General features: G+C 63.7%; 11 protein-coding genes and 1 pseudogene. 8 read left to right on the top strand and 4 right to left on the bottom strand.

The window, feature by feature from the left end; all coding sequences use genetic code 11:
• Positions 1–1423: 1423 nt before the first annotated feature.
• A complete protein-coding gene (aceF, locus tag QBK88_RS22210) occupies positions 1424–3382 on the bottom strand; it encodes a dihydrolipoyllysine-residue acetyltransferase (RefSeq protein ID WP_277963735.1) in 1959 nt (652 codons plus the stop codon).
• An 11-nt stretch (positions 3383–3393) separates the two neighbouring features.
• Entirely contained in the window at positions 3394–6039 is a 2646-nt protein-coding gene (aceE, locus tag QBK88_RS22205) for a pyruvate dehydrogenase (acetyl-transferring), homodimeric type (protein ID WP_268145962.1), read from the bottom strand.
• A gap of 382 nt (positions 6040–6421) precedes the next feature.
• Between aceE and glnE the strand changes: the two genes are divergently transcribed.
• From glnE to QBK88_RS22165, 8 genes are all read left to right on the top strand, one after another.
• Positions 6422–9361, top strand: a complete 2940-nt coding sequence (gene glnE / locus QBK88_RS22200; protein ID WP_277963734.1) for a bifunctional [glutamate--ammonia ligase]-adenylyl-L-tyrosine phosphorylase/[glutamate--ammonia-ligase] adenylyltransferase — start codon at positions 6422–6424, stop codon at positions 9359–9361.
• Positions 9362–9507: 146 nt separating this feature from the next.
• The gene (gene waaF / locus QBK88_RS22195) at positions 9508–10557 is read left to right on the top strand and encodes a lipopolysaccharide heptosyltransferase II (protein ID WP_277963733.1); all 1050 of its coding nucleotides are present in this window, start codon (positions 9508–9510) and stop codon (positions 10555–10557) included.
• A 1-nt stretch (position 10558) separates the two neighbouring features.
• Positions 10559–11620 carry a lipopolysaccharide heptosyltransferase I gene (gene waaC, locus QBK88_RS22190; RefSeq protein ID WP_277963732.1) on the top strand — a complete coding sequence of 354 codons (1062 nt, stop codon included), beginning with the start codon at positions 10559–10561 and terminating at the stop codon, positions 11618–11620.
• Positions 11620–12744, top strand: a complete 1125-nt coding sequence (locus QBK88_RS22185) for a glycosyltransferase family 4 protein (protein WP_277963731.1) — start codon at positions 11620–11622, stop codon at positions 12742–12744. Before waaC ends, QBK88_RS22185 begins: the two co-directional genes overlap by 1 nt.
• Complete coding sequence (gene rfaP / locus QBK88_RS22180; protein WP_277963730.1) at positions 12741–13547, top strand: lipopolysaccharide core heptose(I) kinase RfaP; 807 nt, start codon at positions 12741–12743, stop codon at positions 13545–13547. The genes QBK88_RS22185 and rfaP overlap by 4 nt, the downstream gene beginning before the upstream one ends.
• The gene (locus tag QBK88_RS22175) at positions 13547–14281 is read left to right on the top strand and encodes a lipopolysaccharide kinase InaA family protein (RefSeq protein WP_277963729.1); all 735 of its coding nucleotides are present in this window, start codon (positions 13547–13549) and stop codon (positions 14279–14281) included. Before rfaP ends, QBK88_RS22175 begins: the two co-directional genes overlap by 1 nt.
• On the top strand, positions 14278–15030 hold the full coding sequence (locus QBK88_RS22170) for a lipopolysaccharide kinase InaA family protein (protein ID WP_277963728.1): 753 nt from the start codon (positions 14278–14280) through the stop codon (positions 15028–15030). The genes QBK88_RS22175 and QBK88_RS22170 overlap by 4 nt, the downstream gene beginning before the upstream one ends.
• Positions 15030–16478, top strand: coding sequence for a lipopolysaccharide kinase InaA family protein (locus QBK88_RS22165; RefSeq protein ID WP_277963727.1), 1449 nt, complete (start codon positions 15030–15032; stop codon positions 16476–16478). The genes QBK88_RS22170 and QBK88_RS22165 overlap by 1 nt, the downstream gene beginning before the upstream one ends.
• 12 nt (positions 16479–16490) lie before the next feature.
• On the opposite strand, the gene QBK88_RS22160 is transcribed toward QBK88_RS22165, so the two are convergent.
• Complete coding sequence (locus tag QBK88_RS22160; RefSeq protein WP_277963726.1) at positions 16491–19559, bottom strand: dermonecrotic toxin domain-containing protein; 3069 nt, start codon at positions 19557–19559, stop codon at positions 16491–16493.
• A gap of 199 nt (positions 19560–19758) precedes the next feature.
• Positions 19759–20794, bottom strand: a pseudogene (locus QBK88_RS22155) (hypothetical protein); the annotation flags it as partial.

Raw genomic sequence — 20794 nt, 5'->3', positions numbered from 1 at the left:
ACTTCAGTCGGGGGTGAAAATGGGTGTTTTTGCCAGGTTTGTTGACGCCAGTGACCGGATGGTTCTGAAAAAATCATAGAAGCGACACCAAGCCGCTGCCGACCGCACAAGGCGGCCCCGGCAATGGCACGGACATCACTGGCCCGAAACAGATGTAGGAGCGAGGGGGGGGGCGCCGAGCCCTTGCTCGCGAAGCGCCGCGCGGGCGGCGCACGGTCTCAAGGGCGCTGGAGAAACTCAAGCCATGCACCTGGAGGCCCTGACCCAATCTCCAGGCGGACAATCAAGGCGGTCCAGGCAATGGCACAGGCATAACTGGCCCGAAACAGATGTAGGAGCGGGCTTGCTCGCGAAGCGCCGCGCGGGCGGCGCACGGTCGCAAGGGCGCTGGAGAAACCCAAGCCATGCACCTGGAGGCCATGATGCGGTTTCATGACAGGCTTTTAGAGGCCCGCCGGAGATCTCATCATGGCCACCAAGCGCTAGTCGATGGTTTTGCAGCGCCCTTGAGACCGTGCGCCGCCCGCGCGGCGCTTCGCGAGCAAGCTCTGCTCCTACATCTGTTTCGGGCCAGTTATGTCTGTGCCATTGCCTGGTCCGCCTTGTTGTTTGGCTTGGGATTGGGTCAGGGCCGCCAGGTGCATGGCTTGGGTTTCTCCGGCGCCCTTGAGACCGTGCGCCGCCCGCGCGGCGCTTCGCGAGCAAGCCCGCTCCTACATCTGTTTCGGGCCAGTTATGTCTGTGGAATTGCCTGGTCCGCCTTGATTGTCCGCCTGGAGATTGGGTCAGGGCCTCCATGTGCATGGCTTGATGCTTCTGGCGCCCTTGAGACCGTGCGCCGCCCGCGCGGCGCTTCGCGAGCAAGCTCTGCTCCTACATCTGTTTCGGGCCAGTTATGTCTGTGCCATTGCCTGGTCCGCCTTGTTGTTTGGCTTGGGATTGGGTCAGGGCCGCCAGGTGCATGGCTTGGGTTTCTCCGGCGCCCTTGAGACCGTGCGCCGCCCGCGCGGCGCTTCGCGAGCAAGCCCGCTCCTACATCTGTTTCGGGCCAGTTATGTCTGTGGAATTGCCTGGTCCGCCTTGATTGTCCGCCTGGAGATTGGGTCAGGGTCTCCATGTGCATGGCTTGATGCTTCTGGCGCCCTTGAGACCGTGCGCCGCCCGCGCGGCGCTTCGCGAGCAAGCTCTGCTCCAACGTTTGTTTCGGGCCAGTTATGTCTGTGGGATTGCCTTGACCGCTTTGTTGGTTTGGCTTGGGATTGGGGGCAGGGCTGCGAGGTGCATGGCTCAAGGGTTCTGGCGCCCTTGAGATCGAGCTTCAGAAAAACCAAAAAAAAGCCCCGCCATGGGCGGGGTTGAGGTACGAGCGTGGCAGCTCGATAAAAACGGCTGCCTCCCCAGGGAGGAGGCAGCGAACAGCGGTTTACAGCAGCATGGTGCGAATGTCGGCCAGCAGGTCGCCCAGGCGCTTGGTGAAGCGCGCGGCCGCGGCGCCGTTGATCACGCGGTGATCGTAGGACAGCGACAGTGGCAGCATCAGCTTGGGCTGGAAGGCTTTGCCATCCCAGACTGGCTGGATGGTGGCCTTGGAGACACCCAGGATCGCCACTTCCGGCGCGTTGACGATCGGCGTGAAGCCGGTGCCGCCAATGTGGCCGAGGCTGGAGATGGTGAAGCACGCACCCTGCATGTCGTCTGCCGAGAGCTTCTTGGTCCGGGCTTTTTCAGCCAGGGCCGCGGCTTCGGCAGCCAGTTGCAGCAGGCTCTTCTGGTCGACGTTCTTGATGACCGGTACCAGCAGGCCGTCAGGGGTGTCTACCGCGAAGCCGATGTTGACGTACTTCTTGCGGATGATCGCCTTGCCGCTAGGGGCCAGGGACGCGTTGAAGTCCGGCAGCTCCTTGAGCAGGTGGGCGCTGGCCTTGAGCAGCAGTGGCAGCACGGTCAGCTTGACGCCAGCCTTCTCGGCCACGGCTTTCTGCGCGACGCGGAAAGCTTCCAGCTCGGTGATGTCAGCCTGGTCGAACTGGGTCACGTGTGGCACGTTCAGCCAGCTGCGGTGCAGGTTGGTGGCACCGGCCTGCATCAGGCGGGTCATCGGCACTTCTTCGATTTCACCGAAGCGGCTGAAGTCCACCACCGGAATCGGCGGGATACCAGCGCCGCCAGTTGCACCGGCTGCGGCAGCAGGTGCTTCCTTGGCCTTGGTCATGACCGACTTGACGTAAGCCTGCACGTCTTCCTTCAGGATGCGGCCGTGCGGGCCGGAAGCGCTGACGGCGCTCAGTTCGACGCCGAACTCGCGGGCCAGCTGGCGAACAGCCGGGCCTGCGTGAACCTTGGCGCCGGAAGCAGCAGCCGGCGCGGCGGCGACAGGGGCCGGCGCGGCTTCAGGCTTGGCAGCAGGGGCCGGTGCGGCAGCGGCAGGCGCGGCGGCCGGGGCTTGAGCCGGGGCGGCAGCAGGTGCTGCGCCAGCGACTTTCAGCTTGAGGATCAGGTCACCGGTGCCCACTTCGTCGTCCAGCTTGACGCTGATGCTCTCGACCACGCCAGCGGCCGGAGACGGGATCTCCATGCTGGCCTTGTCCGATTCCAGGGTGATCAGCGATTGATCGACGTCGACGCTGTCGCCGACCTTGACCGACAGCTCGATGATCTTGGCCTTGCCCGACGAACCGATATCCGGCACGTGGATGTCCTGCACGCTTGGCGCGGCAGGTGCGGCGGCGGGGGCCGGGGCAGCGGCAGGTGCCGGCGCGGCAGCAGCAGGTGCAGCCGCCTGGGCCGGTGCAGCAGCCGGGGCGGCGCCCGCGACTTTCAGCACCAGGATCAGGTCGCCGGTACCCACTTCATCGTTCAACTTGACGCTGATGCTCTCGACCACGCCAGCGGCAGGAGAGGGAATCTCCATGCTGGCCTTGTCCGATTCCAGGGTGATCAGCGACTGATCGACTTCGACGGTGTCGCCGACCTTGACCGACAGCTCGATGATCTGCGCCTTGCCCGACGAGCCGATGTCCGGAACGTTGACGTTCTGGCTGGCAGCGGGAGCGGCAGCGGCAGGCGCGGCGGCCGGGGCAGGTGCAGGCTTTTCTTCGGCTTTCGGTGCGGCGGCAGCCGGTGCGGCAGCCGCGGGCGCAGCGGCTGCGCCCTCGACTTCCAGCTCCAGGACTTCGTCACCTTCTTTCAGGCGGTCGCCCAGCTTGACCTTGATGGCCTTGACCACGCCAGCCTTGGGAGCAGGAATTTCCATGCTCGCCTTGTCCGACTCCAGGGTCAGCAAGCTCTGGTCGGCTTCGATGCGGTCGCCAACCTTGACCAGCAGTTCGATTACTTCACCTTCACCGCTGCCGATGTCAGGTACGCGAATGAGTTCGCTCACAAAAATTCTCCTCAGCAGTCCAGTGGGTTGCGTTTGTCGGGGTCGATACCGAACTTGACGATGGCTTCGGCCACCACTTTAGGTTCGATGTCGCCACGATCAGCCAAGGCTTCCAGGGCAGCCAGCACGACGAAGTGGCGGTCGACTTCGAAGAAGTGACGCAGCTTCTTGCGGCTGTCGCTGCGACCGAAGCCATCGGTGCCCAGGACTTTGAATTCCTTGGAAGGAACCCACTGACGGATCTGCTCGGCGAACAACTTCATGTAGTCGGTGGAAGCAATGACCGGGCCTTTACGGCCAGTCAGGCACTCTTCAACGTAAGTGGCGCGTGGCTTCTGGCCTGGGTGCAGGCGGTTGAAGCGCTCGGCGGCCAGGCCGTCGCGACGCAGTTCGTTGAAGCTGGTGACGCTCCACACGTCGGCGCCGACGTTGAACTGCTCGCGCAGGATCTTCGCCGCTTCGCGGACTTCGCGCAGGATGGTGCCCGAACCCAGCAGTTGCACGTGGTGGGCCGCTTCCTTCTTGTCTTCTTCAAGCAGGTACATGCCCTTGACGATGCCTTCCTCGACACCGGCTGGCATGGCTGGCTGCTGGTAGGACTCGTTCATCACGGTGATGTAGTAGAAGACGTCCTGCTGCTCTTCGGTCATCTTCTTCATGCCGTCCTGAATGATCACCGCCAGCTCGTAGCCGTAGGTCGGATCAAAGGTGCGGCAGTTCGGGATGGTGGCAGCCAGGATGTGGCTGTGACCATCTTCGTGCTGCAGGCCTTCACCGTTCAGGGTGGTGCGGCCGGCGGTGCCGCCGATCAGGAAGCCACGGGTACGGCTGTCGCCAGCGGCCCAGGCCAGGTCGCCGATACGCTGGAAGCCGAACATCGAGTAGAAGATGTAGAACGGCAGCATCGGCTGGTTGTGGCTGGAGTACGAAGTACCGGCAGCGATGAACGAGCTCATGGCGCCCGCTTCGTTGATGCCTTCTTCGAGGATCTGGCCCTTCTTGTCTTCCTTGTAGAACATCACCTGGTCTTTATCGACTGGCTCGTAGAGCTGGCCGACGGAGGAGTAGATGCCCAACTGACGGAACATGCCTTCCATACCGAAGGTACGGGCTTCGTCCGGAATGATCGGAACGATGCGAGGGCCGATTTCCTTGTCCTTGACCAATTGCGCCAGGATGCGCACGAAAGCCATGGTGGTAGAGATTTCGCGGTCGCCCGAACCGTCCAGGATAGCCTTCAGGGTATCGAGCGACGGGGTAGGCACGCTGAAGCTCTGGGCGCGACGCTGTGGCACGAAACCGCCCAGTGCGGCACGGCGTTCGCTCAGGTAGCGGGCTTCGGCGCTGTTTGGCTCTGGCTTGAAGAACGGCAGGTTCTCCAGCTCTTCGTCCTTGACCGGGATATCGAAGCGGTCGCGGAACAGCTTCAGGCTGTCGACGTCGACTTTCTTGGTGTTGTGCGCGGTGTTCTTGGCCTCGCCAGCACCGGTGCCATAACCCTTGATGGTCTTGGCCAGGATGACGGTCGGCTGTTCTTTGTGGTTGACCGCGTCGTGGTACGCCGCGTAGACCTTGTACGGGTCGTGGCCGCCACGGTTGAGTTTCCAGATCTCGTCGTCGGACAGGTCGGCGACCATCGCCTTGAGTTCAGGCGTGTTGAAGAAATGCTCGCGCACGAACGCGCCGTCTTTGGCCTTGTAGTTCTGGTACTCGCCGTCGATGACTTCGTCCATGCGACGTTGCAGGATACCGTCGACGTCCTTGGCCAGCAGTGGGTCCCAGAAACGGCCCCAGATGACTTTGGTGACGTTCCACTGGGCGCCGCGGAATACGCCTTCCAGTTCCTGGATGATCTTGCCGTTGCCGCGAACCGGGCCATCGAGGCGCTGCAGGTTGCAGTTGATGACGAAGATCAGGTTGTCCAGCTTCTCGCGGCCGGCCAGGGAGATGGCGCCCAGGGATTCGGGTTCGTCGCATTCGCCGTCACCCAGGAAGCACCAGACTTTCTGCTTGCCTTCCGGGATGAAGCCGCGGGCTTCCAGGTACTTCATGAAGCGTGCCTGGTAGATGGCCTGGATCGGGCCCAGACCCATGGATACGGTCGGGAATTGCCAGAAGTCAGGCATCAGCCAAGGGTGGGGGTAGGACGACAGGCCCTGACCGTCGACTTCCTGGCGGAAGTTGTTCATCTGCTCTTCGCTGATGCGGCCTTCCATGAAGGCGCGGGCGTAGACGCCTGGCGAGGTGTGGCCCTGGAAGTAGATCAGGTCGCCGCCGTGTTCGTCGGTCGGGGCTTGGAAGAAGTAGTTGAAGCCGATGTCATACAGGGTGGCACTGGAGGCGAAGCTGGAGATGTGACCGCCCAGGTCCGAGTCCTTCAGGTTCGTGCGCATTACCATCGCCATGGCGTTCCAGCGCACCAGCGAGCGAATGCGGCGTTCCATGAACAGGTCGCCAGGCATGCGTGCTTCGTGGGTGACGGGGATGGTATTGCGGTATGGCGTGGTGATTGCGTAGGGGAGTTGCGAACCACTGCGGGTGGCCAACTCGCCCATGCGAGTCATCAGGTAGTGAGCGCGGTCTTCGCCTTCTTTGTCGAGAACCGACTCCAGGGCGTCCAGCCATTCCTGGGTTTCGACGGGATCGAGGTCTTGCATGGCTTGCTCCAGGGCGGAAAGGCTTCCAGAATCGAAGCCTGAGTTTGCGACGGCCTTGTGGGCAGACGATATGAATTCTTGGATTACCGGAGGGGTTGTGCCGGCGTCGTGTAGTTTTACTACAAATCGTTTGTCATTTCATGCGTTGACATTACGACCATCGTAGTAAAACTACAGGCAGAGGGCTCTTGGCCACCTGCCACGTTGTGAGAAAAATCGTTAACGTGGGTTAAAAATAATTCCTAGACAGGTTGCGTGCGATGTTTTCTGCCAAGAAATATTTGTTTTCAGCTATTTATAACTTTTGTATGACAGTCCAACCGGCGCGAAACGTCCGCCCGGGGTCGTACACCTCCCTTCGCACGCCGATCAAGGATAGACCATGAGCCTGCCAACGCTGGGCCAATTGCCGGCCATTCTCGCCCCTCTGCCGACGCGCAATCGCCAGACATTCGAGGCAGCGGTAGCCACACTTTCCCGCGCAGACCAACTGGCTACCTGGAGCGCTACCACCTGGGAAGCGTTCGACCGCGTGTGCGCCGCCAGCGACTTCGTCATCCAGCAGGCCAGCGCCGCCCCCGCCCTGTTGCTGGACCTGGTGGCCAGCGGCGAACTGGACCGCCCCTTCGCCGCCGGCGAGCTTCGCGCGCAGATCGCCACGGCCGTGCAGGCTGCCACCAGCGATGACGAACTGGGCCGCCAGTTGCGCCGCCAACGCGCACGCCAGCAGGTGCGCATCATCTGGCGCGACCTGACCCGCCAGGCCGATCTGGTGCAAACGTGCCGGGATTTGTCGGACATGGCCGACGCCTCAATAGATGAAGCATATAAATGGTTGTATAGACGTCACTGCGACCAGTTCGGCACCCCCATGGGCCGTCGCAGTGGCCAGGCGCAGCAGATGGTCATCCTCGGCATGGGCAAGCTGGGCGCCGTGGAACTGAACCTGTCCTCGGACATCGACCTGATCTTCGCCTACCCCGAAGGCGGCGAGACCGAGGGCGTCAAGCGCCCGCTGGATAACCAAGAGTTCTTCATCCGCCTGGGGCAGCGGCTGATCAAGGCGCTGGACCCGGTGACCGTCGACGGCTTCGTGTTTCGCGTCGACATGCGCCTGCGGCCCTACGGTTCGTCCGGCGCGCTGGTGCTGAGCTTCAATGCTCTGGAGCAGTATTACCAAGACCAGGGGCGGGACTGGGAGCGCTACGCCATGATCAAGGCGCGGGTGGTGGCCGGCGACCAGCAGGCCGGCGCGCAGCTGCTGGACATGCTGAGGCCCTTCGTTTACCGGCGCTACCTGGACTTCTCCGCCATCGAAGCCCTGCGCACCATGAAGCAGTTGATCCAGCAGGAGGTGCGGCGAAAGGGCATGGCCGAGAACATCAAGCTGGGCGCAGGTGGCATTCGCGAAGTGGAGTTCATCGCCCAGGCTTTCCAATTGATTCACGGTGGCCGGGACCTGAGCTTGCAACAACGGCCATTGCTCAAAGTGCTGGCCACCCTGGAAGGCCAGGGCTACCTGCCGCCCGCCGTGGTGGCTGAACTGCGCGAGGGCTATGAATTCCTGCGCTACACCGAACACGCCATTCAGGCCATCGCCGACCGTCAGACTCAGATGCTGCCGGACGGCGAGCTGGACCAGGCGCGCATCGCCTACATGCTCGGCTTTGCGGATTGGGCCGCCTTCCACGAGCGCCTGATGCATTGGCGCGGCCGGGTGGACTGGCACTTCCGCCAGGTCATCGCCGACCCTGACGACGAAGAAGGCGAGGAAGGTGAAGTGGTGGTCGGCGGTGAGTGGCTGCCGCTGTGGGAAGACGCGCAGGATGAGGACGCCGCGTGTCGGCAACTGCAGGACGCCGGTTTCAGCGACGCCGCCAAGGCCCTGCGGCAACTGGCCGGCCTGCGCGCCAGCCCGCAGTTGCGCGCCATGCAACGCTTGGGGCGCGAGCGCCTGGATGCCTTCATTCCGCGCCTGCTGGCCCAGGCCGTGGAGCACGACAACCCCGACCTGGTGCTGGAACGGGTGCTGCCGCTGGTGGAGGCCGTCGCCCGCCGCTCCGCGTACCTGGTGCTGCTGACCGAAAACCCGGGGGCCCTGCGCCGCCTGTTGACCTTGTGCGCCGCTAGCCCGTGGATCGCCGAGCAGATCGCCCGCTACCCGCTGTTGCTGGACGAACTGCTCAACGAGGGGCGGCTGTTCAACCCGCCCCTGGCCCCGGAACTGGTGGCAGAACTGCGCGAGCGCCTGACCCGCATCCCCGAGGACGACCTGGAGCAGCAGATGGAGGCCCTGCGCCATTTCAAGCTGGCTCACAGCCTGCGGGTAGCCGCCTCGGAAATCGTCGGCAGCCTGCCGTTGATGAAAGTCAGCGACTACCTGACCTGGCTGGCCGAAGCCATTCTTGAAGAAGTCTTCATGTTGGCCTGGCGCCAGACCGTGGCGCGCCATGGCATGCCCCAGCGCGCCGATGGCAGCCCCTGCGATCCGGGTTTCATCATCGTCGGTTACGGCAAGGTCGGTGGCATCGAACTGGGCCACGGCTCGGACCTGGACCTGGTGTTCATCCATGACGGCGACCCCAGCGCCGAGACTGACGGCGCCAAGCCCATCGATGGCGCGCAGTTTTTCACCCGCCTGGGCCAGCGCATCATTCACCTGCTGACTACCCAGACCAACTCCGGCCAGCTCTATGAAGTGGACATGCGCCTGCGGCCCTCGGGCGCGGCGGGCCTGCTGGTCAGTTCGCTGAATGCCTTCGGGCGCTACCAGGAAACCGAAGCCTGGACCTGGGAACACCAGGCCCTGGTGCGTGCCCGCGTGCTGGTGGGCTGCAAGGCGTTGGGCCGTGCGTTCGAGGGCGTGCGCGCCCAGGTGCTGGGTTGCGAGCGTGACCTGGGCACCCTGCGCGCCGAGGTCAGCGACATGCGCGCCAAGATGCGTGACAACCTGGGGACCCGGGCCACGGTGGCCGGTACGGGCCCCAATGCCTTCGACGCCGGGGCGCCGTTCGATATCAAGCAGGACGCCGGTGGTATCGTCGATATTGAATTTATGGTGCAATACGCGGCCCTGGCGTGGTCCAGGGATTATCCGGGGTTACTGGAATACACCGATAATATTCGCATTCTGGAACGGCTCGAACAGGCCGGGCTGCTGCCCGCCAATGATGCGAGCCTGTTGCGCGAGGCCTACAAGGCCTACCGCTCGGCCGCTCACCGCCAGGCCCTGCAGAAGCAGGCCGGGGTGATCGCCGGTGATCAGTTTGTCGCCCAGCGCAGGGAAGTGCTGCGTATTTGGGCCTGGTTGGGCTTGAGCTGATGGAGCTGGGCTGATCGCGGGCGGGAAGCCCGAACGGCCGGACAAGGGGCGCGGACGGTCAAACCGCGCCTGACCAAAAGACAAGACGGGGAGGCCAGGCTGTACACCAACGGCCTGCTGCCTCCTCGGTCGTTTCTGGAAAAAGCATGAAAATTCTGATCATTGGACCCAGTTGGGTTGGCGACATGGTGATGGCGCAGACACTGTTCCAGTGCCTCAAGGTGCGCCACCCCCACTGCATGATCGATGTCCTGGCCCCCGAGTGGAGCCGGCCGATCCTGGAGCGCATGCCCGAAGTACGCCAGGCCTTGAGCTTCCCGCTCGGCCATGGTGCGCTGGAGCTGGCCACCCGGCGCACGATCGGCAAGTCCCTGAAGGGCCAGTACGATCAGGCGATCCTGCTGCCCAATTCGCTGAAGTCGGCCCTGGTGCCGTTCTTCGCGGATATCCCCACGCGCACCGGTTGGCGTGGCGAGTTTCGCTATGGCCTGCTCAATGACGTGCGGCGCCTGGACAAGGCCCGGTACCCGCTGATGATCGAGCGCTTCATGGCCTTGGCTTTCGAGCCCGGTGCCGCGTTGCCCCAGCCTTACCCGCGGCCGGAACTGCGCATCGACCCGGCCAGCCGCGAGGCGGCCCTGGCCAAGTTCGGCCTGGCCCTGGACCGCCCTGTGCTGGTGCTCTGCCCGGGTGCCGAGTTCGGCGAGGCCAAGCGCTGGCCGTCGGAGCACTACGCCAAGGTCGCCGAGATGAAAATCCGCGAAGGCTGGCAGGTGTGGCTGTTCGGCTCGAAAAAGGACCACCCGGTGGGTGAGGCCATTCGCGGCCGGCTCATCCCTGGCCTGCGCGAGGAGTCGGTGAACCTCAGCGGCGATACCTCGCTGGCCGAGGCCATCGACCTGATGTCCTGCGCCGACGCGGTGGTGTCCAACGACTCCGGGCTCATGCATGTGGCCGCGGCCCTGAACCGCCCACTGGTAGCTGTGTATGGCTCCACTTCGCCAGGCTTCACACCGCCATTGGCCGACCAGGTGGAAGTGGTACGCCTGGGCCTGGATTGCAGCCCATGCTTTGACCGCACCTGCCGCTTCGGCCATTACAACTGCCTGCGCCTGCTGGAGCCGCAGCGGGTATCCGATGCCCTGAACAAGCTTGACGGGCCGGCCACGGTCGAACTGACGGTCGGGGTCGATTAAGTTGCGGGTACTGTTGATCAAGACCTCGTCCCTGGGCGACGTCATTCACGCGCTGCCGGCGCTGACCGATGCTGCCCGAGCCATTCCGGGCATCCGTTTCGACTGGGTGGTGGAAGAAGGCTTCGCCGAGATCCCCACCTGGCACCCGGCTGTGGATAAAGTTATCCCCGTGGCCATTCGCCGCTGGCGCAAGAACCTCTGGGAAACCATCAAGAGCGGCCAGTGGCGACGCTTCAAGCAGAGCTTGCGCGAGCGCAAGTACGACCTGGTGATCGATGCCCAGGGCCTGTTGAAAAGCGCCTTGCTGACCCGTTACGTGAAGGCACCTGTCGCCGGCCTTGACCGGCAGTCGGCACGCGAGTCGCTGGCCAGCCGGTTCTACGACCGGCGCTTGGCCGTTGGCCGTGGCCAGCATGCGGTCGAACGCTTGCGCCAGCTGTTTGCCGTGGCCCTGGGTTACGACCTGCCGGCCACCTTGGGCGAATACGGCCTGGACCGTGCGCGGCTGGGCGACGGCAAGGCCAAGGTGCCCTTCGTGCTGTTCCTGCACGGCACTACCTGGGACACCAAGCACTGGCCCGAAGTGTACTGGCGCGAAATGGCCGAGCGCCTGGGCCAGGCCGGCATCGAAGTTCGCCTGCCGTGGGGCAACCCGGCCGAGCACGAGCGTGCCCAGCGCATTGCCGCGGGCTTGAAAAACGCCGTGGTACTGCCCAAATTGAACCTGGCAGGGGTGGCCAAGGTGTTGGTCGCCGCCAAGGCCTGCGTGGCCGTTGATACCGGGCTGGGCCATTTGGCCGCCGCCCTGGATGTGCCCACCATTTCCCTGTTCGGCCCCACCAACCCGGGGCTGACCGGTGCCTACGGGCAGGGCCAGGTGCACTTGGCCAGCGACTTTGCCTGCGCACCCTGTCTGTCCAGGACCTGTACCTATCAACCGACGCCGGAAGACCAGCGGCGGTTCGATCTTAAACACGAGTGGCCCCTGTGCTTCACTCGTCTGAATCCCGAGCGTGTGGCGAGCCGACTAAGCGCATTGTTACTGGCTGAGGATCTTCGTTGATGCAACTGGCGTTTGTTCTATACAAGTATTTCCCGTTTGGCGGGCTGCAACGCGACTTCATGCGCATTGCCCTGGAGTGCCAGAAGCGCGGGCACCAGATTCGCGTCTACACGCTGATCTGGGAAGGCGACGTGCCCCCCGGTTTCGAAGTGCTGGTCGGCCCGGTCAAGGCGCTGTCCAACCACCGTCGCAACATCAAGTTCAGCACCTGGATGGGCGCTGACCTGGCCAAGCGCCCGGTGGACCGCGTCATCGGCTTCAACAAGCTGCCAGGCCTGGATGTTTACTACGCCGCCGACGGCTGTTACGAAGACAAGGCCCAGACCCTGCGCAACCCCATGTACCGTTTCTGGGGCCGCTACCAGCACTTCGCCGAGTTCGAACGGGCCGTGTTCGCGCCCGAGGCCAAGACCGAAATCCTGATGATTTCCGAAGTGCAGCAGCCGCTGTTCATCAAGCATTACCACACGCCCATCGAGCGTTTTCACCTGCTACCGCCAGGCATCTCCCTGGACCGTCGTGCGCCGGCCAACGCCGCGCAGGTACGCGCCCAATTCCGCGCCGAGTTCAAACTGGGCGACGATGACCTGTTGCTGGTGCAGATTGGCTCCGGCTTCAAGACCAAGGGCGTGGACCGCAGTCTCAAGGCCCTGGCGGCGCTGCCGGCGGAGTTGAAAAAACGCACGCGCCTGTTCGTCATCGGCCAGGACGAACCCAAGTTCTTCCAACTGCAAGCGGCGGCCCTGGGCCTGGGCGACCAGGTGCAGATCATGAAGGGGCGCAGCGATATTCCGCGTTTCCTGCTGGGCGCCGACCTGCTGATACACCCGGCCTACAACGAGAACACCGGCACCGTGCTGCTCGAAGCCCTGGTGGCGGGCTTGCCCGTGCTGGTTTCGGCCGTGTGCGGCTACGCCCATTACATCGCCGAGGCCGATTGCGGCCTGGTGCTGGACGAACCTTTCGACCAGAGCCAGTTGAACCAGTACCTGTCGCGCATGCTGGCCGATAACGCCGCGCGCGCTGATTGGGGGCGCAATGGCCTGGCATTCGCCGACACAGCGGACCTGTACAGCATGCCCCAGCACGCCGCCGACCTGATCCTGGCCGGAGCCGCCTCATGAAGTTGATCCTTGCCGAGCCGTTCAAGAGCCTGTGGGCCGGGCGCGATCCCTTCGTGGAAGTGGAAGCGTTGCAAGGCGAGGTGTACCGCGAACTGGAGGCCCGGCGCACCTTGCGTACCGAGGTCGATGGCCGTGGCTACTTCGTCAAGATTCACCGCGGTATCGGCTGGGGCGAGATCGTCAAGAACCTGGTCACCGCCAAGCTGCCGGTGCTGGGCGCAGGCCAGGAGTGGCAGGCCATCCAGCGCCTGCAGGCAGTGGGCGTGCCGACCATGACGGCGGTGGCCTACGGCGAGCGCAACAGCAACCCGGCCGATCAGCACTCGTTCATCATCACCCAGGAGCTGGCGCCTACCGTCAGCCTCGAAGACTTCAGCATCAACTGGCGCAGCGAGCCGCCGCAGCCTGCGCTCAAACGCGCGCTGATCGCCGAAGTGGCGCGCATGACCGGCATGATGCACCGTGCCGGGGTGAACCACCGTGACTGCTACATTTGCCACTTTCTGCTGCACACCGACAAACCGGTGACCGCCCAGGACTTCAAGCTCTCGGTCATCGACCTGCACCGCGCCCAGACGCGCCCGGCCATCACCCGCCGCTGGCGCAACAAGGACCTGGCCGCCCTGTATTTCTCGGCCCTGGACATCGGCCTGACCCGCCGCGACAAGCTGCGCTTCCTGCGCGGGTATTTCCAGCAACCGCTGCGCCAGGTACTCAAGGAGGAAGCGCGCCTGCTGGCCTGGCTGGAGGCCAAGGCGGAGAAACTCTATGCCCGCAAACTGCGGTACGGGGATGCGCTCTGATGGCTGGTTGGAACCTTGAACCTGGCTACGCGCACCTGCACGCCGACTTTAGCACGCTGGACGCGGTGTTCGCGCTGCAAGGCGAGCACCTGACCCGCGACCCGCTGTCGGAAGTGATCCGCGTCAACCGGGACGGTGTGAACTACTACGTCAAGCGCTACACCGGCGCGGGCAAGGGTTTGCGCCGCTACCTGGGGCGCCCGCGGGTGAAGTCCGAGTGGCAGAACCTCAAGCGCTTCGCCAAGTGGGGCATTCCTACCGCCGAAATCGCCGCCTGGGGCCTGGAGCGCAAGGGTGCGGCCTTCCACCGGGGCGCGCTGATCACCCGCGAACTGCCCAACACCGAAGACCTGTCGGCGCTGGCTGACCGCCACGATGCGCGTCTCAAGGACCGCGCCTGGGTGGACAACATCAGCCAGCAGTTGGCCCGTGCCACCCGTGCCATGCATGACGAACACTTCACCCATAACGATTTGAAGTGGCGCAACCTGCTGGTGGACGACCACAGCACCCTGTTCTTCATCGACTGCCCCAACGGCGCGTTCTGGATCAGCTTCTGGCTGCGTTACCGCATCACCAAGGACCTGGCCTGCCTGGACAAGGTGGCCAAGTACCAGTTGTCCAACACCCAGCGGCTGCGCTTCTACCTGCAGTACCGCCGGCGTCAGCGCCTGAATGCGTCGGACAAGCGCCGCATTCGCCACATCATCACGTTTTTCGAGGGCCGCGAATGAGCGACTTCATCGCCGATGCCGAGCAGGGCTTGCTGCAGCGTCATGGCCTGGACAGTTTCGAAGCCCTGTGGACCCTGCAACTGGACCCGGTAGACGAACCCAATACCGCCCGTGGCGGCTACAGCCAGGTGTTCCGCCTGGAGCTGGAGGGCAAGGGCTATTACCTCAAGCGTCAGCGCGGTTACCTGACCCGCACCTTGCATCACCCGCTGGGCGAGCCGACGTTTTCCCGCGAGTTTCGCAATATCCGCCGCTATCAGCAGTTGGCGATTCCCGCCTTGCAGGCAGCCTACTACGGCCAGCGCAAGCTGGAAGGCGACCTGTGCGCCATCCTCATGACCCGCGCGCTGGACGGCTGGACCGACCTGGACGCCTTGCTGGCCGAATGGGGCGCCTCCACCCTGTCGCGCCGCCAGGCCATCCTGACGGCTTGCGGTACCCTGGCGCGCACGTTGCACGGCGCAGGCCAGGTGCATGGCTGTTTCTACCCCAAGCATATTTTCCTGCGCCAGGGTGCCCACGGTTACCAGGCGCAGTTGATCGACCTGGAAAAAACCCGCCCGGCGCTGTTCGGCCGTCGCGACCGGGTGCGTGACCTGGAGCCCTTGCTGCGGCGTGCGCCCATGTGGGGTGAGGGTGATATTCGTACGTTCCTGGCTGCGTACCTGAACCAGGACGCCGCCAGCCCGCTGGTGCAGGACTGGCTGCAACGCCTGACCCGCCGCCGCAGCCACAAGGAGGGCCGCTGATGCGTCTGGCCGAACTGAAGCACGCCGGGCGTACCCCGGCGTTGCCCCTGACTGTCACCCTGGCCGATGCTGCCGGCAGCGCAGAGCTGCAACTGCTGAGCCTGCTGCGGGTGTTGCCTGGCCAGCGCTACGTGGGCGCCGGCGTGTGGCGTGGGCGCACGGTTCTGGCCAAATTGCTGGTGGGGCCCAAGGCCGCGCGGCATTTCCAGCGCGAGCGCGACGGTGTCAGACGCCTCGCCGAACAGGGCCTGACCACCCCGCAACTACTGGTCGAGGGCCTGCAGGAAGGCGAGGGCGGCTGGCTGCTGTTCGAATACCTGGAAGGCGCCCAGAGCCTGGCCCAGGCCTGGGCGGAGGTGGAACAGTTACCGGTGCTGGCTGACGAGCAGACCGCGGTGCTCGGCGAGGCCATGGCCGCGGTGGCTGCCATGCACGCCAAGGGCCTGTGGCAGGAAGATCTGCACCTGGACAACCTGCTGCGTCACAACGGCCAGCTGTACCTGATCGACGGCGCCGGCATAGGCGTCGAAGACGCCGGCAAACCGCTGTCCCGCCAGCGCGTGCTGCAAAACCTGGGTGTGTTCTTTGCCCAGTTGCCCAAGACCTTCGAGCCTTTCACCGAAGAGCTGCTGGTGTACTACTTGCTGGCCAACGGCGAGCACGCCCTGCCGCTTGAAGCCCTGCAGAAGCAAGTGGACAAGGTCCGCGCCTGGCGCCTCAGGGACTACCTGGCCAAGGTCGGCCGTGAGTGCAGCCTGTTCGCGGTCAGGCGCGGCGCTTTCATGCTGCGTGCCATTCGCCGCGAGGAAGAAGCGGCCATGGTCCCCGTGCTGGACCAGGCCGATGCGTTGTTGGACCGAGGCCACCTGTACAAGACCGGTGGGGCCGCCAGTGTCGGCCAGGTCACGGTTCAGGGGCGCGCGCTGGTGATCAAGCGCTACAACATCAAGCACTTCGCCCATTGGCTCAAGCGCTTCTGGCGCCCCAGCCGCGCCTGGCATTCCTGGGTGCAGGGCAACCGCCTGATGTTTCTGGGCATCGCCACGCCCACACCGTTGGCCGTGTTGGAGAAGCGCTTCCTGTGGCTACGCCGCAGCGCGTACCTGGTCACCGACCACCTGGCGGGCCCGGACCTTATCGAGCGTTTTGCGCCTTACATCGAAACGGCCGAAGTGCCCGAGCCGGAACTGCTGGCGCTGGACCAATTGTTCGCCGACCTGACCCGCGAGCGCATCAGCCACGGTGATCTCAAGGGCCACAACCTTTTCTGGGACAATGGCCGCTGGGCGATGATCGACCTCGACGCCATGTGCCAGCACAACAGCGATGCCAGCTTCGCTCCGGCCTACGCCCGCGACCGCGCACGTTTTCTGCGCAATTGGCCGGCTGGCAGTGCCCTGCATCGACTGCTGGACCAACGCCTTCCCAGCCCTGCCGCTGGCCTGTAGCGGCGGGCTGGTTCAGACGTCAGCCGGCGGGCTGGAGCGAGGCACCGGCAGCCAGGCGCTGATGACCCCGGCCTGCTTCACTTTTATCTCCCAGCCGGCGTCGTAGCGCAGGAACACCGTCGCGCTCTGGCCGGCCGGAGGGCTCGGAGGCAGCAGGGTAAAGCGGTCGCCGCGCAGGCTTTTGCGCACCGCCAGCACGAAGGTGTCGATGACCAGGTAGCGATCCCCCTGCCACCAGGCCAGCCCCCTGGCGTCCAGGACCAACCGCGCCAAGGGCACGTCGCCGCGCTGATAGTCATTGAACAGCCTTGGCAGGTTCGGCGCCTTGCCGAGCCAGTGCACCGAGCGCACGACTTCAAGTTCGCCCTGCGCATTGCGCTGCACCAGGGGATGGAAGATGGCGTCGGGGTTGCGAGCGTCCACTACGTGCCATTTTTCGCCATCGAACAACACCTGATAGGTGCGGCCGTCCTTGTCCTTCATGTAGTACTCCGAAGGGCCGCCGGTGTCCGAGACCTTTTCATACACGCCTTCACGGTAGTGGCTGTCGATACGAAAACGCAGGTTGGCAGGCTCCTGGGTGATGGCCAGGTTGGTGTTGAGGGACATGGGGCGCTTGAGGGGCAGCTTGCGCATGGTGCGCGCCAGGTAGGTGGAGCCCAAGGCGATGGACGCGGCGTCGGTCAAGTGGCTGATGCTCTCCATCATCAGCCTCAGGCCCTCGTCGCGTTGCCCTTGGGCAATGCCGTCCACGCCTTCCCATAGCGACCAGAAGGCCCGCGCCAGCGCGAGGGGCAGCAGCACCTTGCCGGGTAGCGCCAGTGAGGCAACTTCGGCCATGAGGACCGTGAATTGCCAGAAATTGCCCAGGTTCATCTCGGCGGTCGAGGTCGATTGCCCGTCGATGTCGCTGAGCACCTGCCTGACATCGGCGTGGTAGCACTGGTCGACGAAGTCGCCCGTGATGATGTGAGTCGTGAAGTACCGTGCCGCACCATCGCCGTTCAGGTGCGACAGCACCCGCTGGCGATCAGTGAGCGCTACCCTGGCCACGATATAGTCGCGTAGCGCGGTGTTGGCCCTGATCGCCGCCAGCCACCCGTGCCCGTCACGGTATTCGCGCCACGCCCGCCGGTCTGGTGCGTCCGGGGTGTAATACACCTGGTTGGGCAGGCTTTGCGGCGACGTTGAGGCAATCACGCACACCCCGCGTACCGTTGCCCCATTGATCAGCAACTGGTGGATTTCCAGCGTGTGGCCCTCCACGGTTTTGCGGCCTGTATCGCGGTTGGGTCGGTCGAGCAGGGCAGCGGCCCATCGATAGCCGCGTTCACCGCGATCGGCCAGAAAATGACCGGCATACCGGGCCTTGATGGCTTCGGCGCGCATCCGCGCCAGCGTGATACGTCGGTAGCGCTCTTGGCGCCATTGCGCATCGGGGCCTTGCAGCAACCGTGTTTCGACGAAGCGGCTATACCGGTCGCCGACATTGAGGTGGCGAATGGCGCTGCGCACGTATTGCGTCGTCAGCCCAGGCAAGGGCAGGCCCGGCGGGCCTTGTACCCGCGCGGTCAAGGTGTAGTCGGTGTCGATCAGGGCGATGTTCTCCAGGGCCAGCTCGCTGAGGTTGTACCGCTGGGTGCTCAGTGTCACGGGGTGGCCTGCCTGTTCGCGCGAGCGCCCGGGAATGGAACTGAGTGGGTTGGTCGGTGGCGGGATCGGCCCCGTCTGTTCAGCCCGTGTGACGCTGAGGGTGATCAGGTCGGGGTCGATGTCCAGGTCCAGGTCGGCGCGCAAGCGCTGGCGCAACTGTTGGCGGGCGTAGTTGAGCATGTACGTGCGCTCACCGAACTGCTGCATGCTCGGCATGCCGGGGCTCAAGGACAGCGCCAGTTCCGAGGCCAGCTCCTGCAAGGATTGCATGATCTCGATTTTCTGCTGGGCCGAGGCTTTTTTCATCCAGCCCGGGAGGTGTTTCTCCAGCAAGGCGCTGTAGCGGTTGCGCAGGATGGCTTGGCGGTTGAACACCTGGGTTACATCCACGGCGTTCAACAGGGACTTGTCGAGGGCATCCAGGGTGGTGCCGTGGGTGCTGGAGGAGGGCAGTTTTTCCAACTGGCGGTACTGCCATTGATTCAACTGGCCGGCCGAGCGGCTGAAGACATCTTCGTGCAGGGCGGGCAGTTCCAGATGTTCGGCCTGCAGCACGCGTTGCCGGTCATCATGGCCAAGCACTGCCAGCAAGGCCTCGGCCTGGCGCTCATCATCGAAACGGGCGCTCAGTTCCTCGTGCAGCTCGGCCAATGAAGCAAAGCATTCGATGCCGAATGCCGGGGTATTGAGCGTCACCGGGCCGGCATCCGCCTCAGGCGATGCGCTGTCCAGGTTGCCCGGCGGCGGCACAGTGAATGCCCCAGCAGCATCGTGGAAACCTCGTGCATCGCGCTGGGTGACCACAAAGGCGCCGGGCAGCTCGATGCTCCAGCGCTGCGCGGGGGCCGATAGGCGCACAGCGTAGACGCCCGGCCGGCGGAAGGCCGGCAGCGCCAGACGGCTGATGGCATCGGGGGTGCGGACCAATTGTTCAAGCATCGCCGAGTGGGGGCTCCCCAGGGTTCCATCCTGCTCGCGCAAGCGCTGCTGCGCCTGCAGCCGCTCGATCATGCGGGCGCGAAACCACTGACTCATGGGCTGCCCATCGATACGTTGCAAGCGCCAGTGGCGCTTGAGGTAGTCACCGAACCACGCCATCGGTCTTGCCCCGAGTTGTTCGATCAGCCGCTCAAGGCCTGGCAGGTGACGTTGTTCTATCCCGTGATGACGCTGCTCATGCCAATACCCGAGCGCCGCGTCACCGGCCAGCGCAAGCGCCTTGCCGCTGGCGAGCCGCTGTTCGAGGCGCTCTACTAGCGACTGGCCGGCGATCATCACTGCCGCAGCGGGCAGTTCGGCAGGAAGCTGGGGAATCAGGTCATGCAGGCGTCTGACAAGAATGGCGCTGAGGGAAGGAGGCGCCACATTCGCTGCCTGGACGGCGGCGTCCAGTGCTTCAAGTTGTTCGATAGGGCCCTGTTCTTTCATGGTGGTCGCTCCTGGCCATGGGGTAGGGGCGTTACCTTAAAAAACGGTGCCGGGGTGGGGTGTTATATGTTCATGGGCGTCGCTTTTCGTGCGAGGTGCGAGGTGCGAGGGCGAGATTAAAGATTCAATTGACTGAATACTATAGGTTGAGACGTCAGCTCTTCCTCCGGCACGCGCCGGAGGGGGCTGATGACATCATCTAATTGGGAGTAGTGTCACCCTCTTGTTCGTCCGCGTTCGTGTATGACGGCGACGCTGTGGTACCGTGCAAGTTCCCATACCTCATGAAAAAACCATCCGCCAAGGGCGTGCTGGCGTCCATAGGCAATAAGGCAAATGATGTTCCTGGCGGAATCGCCAGCCCGGCGGCCCCTGTGAAAGTGCCTGTCCAGTAATACACGGATCGATGGGACATAGTGTTTGTCCGATTTAAGTCTGCAACGGCTTCCGGTGTCAGGAATGAACCCCCGTTTCGAAGAACATAATCGCGCATTATCTGATTAGTGGCATCTTGCCCTCCCTTGTAATACCAGCGCAGTGTGTAAATGTTCGAGATGGTTACCGGGTACGATACGCTAGCCGATCGGCTGTCGGTCACCCTGATGACTGCGGAACCATTGTCCATGCCTACAACTTTTCCAGCGTTGTCGACCGTCGCTATCGTTGGGTGGACGGACTGATAAAAATAGGGAGGCGTACCCCCTTGTGGGATTCGAACAGCTGTATTGCCAATAGAGTCTCGTCCTGTAGGGTAACCGTTAGCTTTTACTGAAAGGCCGCTCAGTACCATGGTGCTGGTATCAATCGTCAATGCCGAAGCCACTATTACCCCCCACGAGGACGACTCTAGCCCACCGCCATATAGCGCTCTAGCGGTAAATAGATGAGAACCGGGGGCAAGTCCTGTTATCTCCACGCTCCAGGCACCGCTGGCATTGACGGTAGCGGTTGTTCTACGTATCGATCCGTCATAGATATCGACCTGTTGGTTAGCAGTGGCGGTACCGCTCAACGTCACAGTCGTGTCAGCCGTGGTACCACCGTCGGCTACGTTACCTTTCGAGTCCCGCAGATTCGTGATGACCGGGCGGGTGTCCGCTACGGTATGCACGGTATAAGTGCGCACCGCAAACGTCACCGTCTCATTCGCATTGCCCCCGAACGCCACCTTCATTTCCAGCGTCAGCGTGCTGCCATCCTTCAAGGCCTGCAACCGGGCCAGGGTGATTGGCTGA

Origin of the sequence: Pseudomonas sp. RIT-To-2 (assembly GCF_029623465.1) — a bacterium.
In the GTDB taxonomy this organism is placed as follows: Bacteria; Pseudomonadota; Gammaproteobacteria; order Pseudomonadales; family Pseudomonadaceae; genus Aquipseudomonas; species Aquipseudomonas silvicola.
Note: the sequence above shows the minus strand (reverse complement) of the source record. Positions and strands in the feature narration are given on the sequence as shown.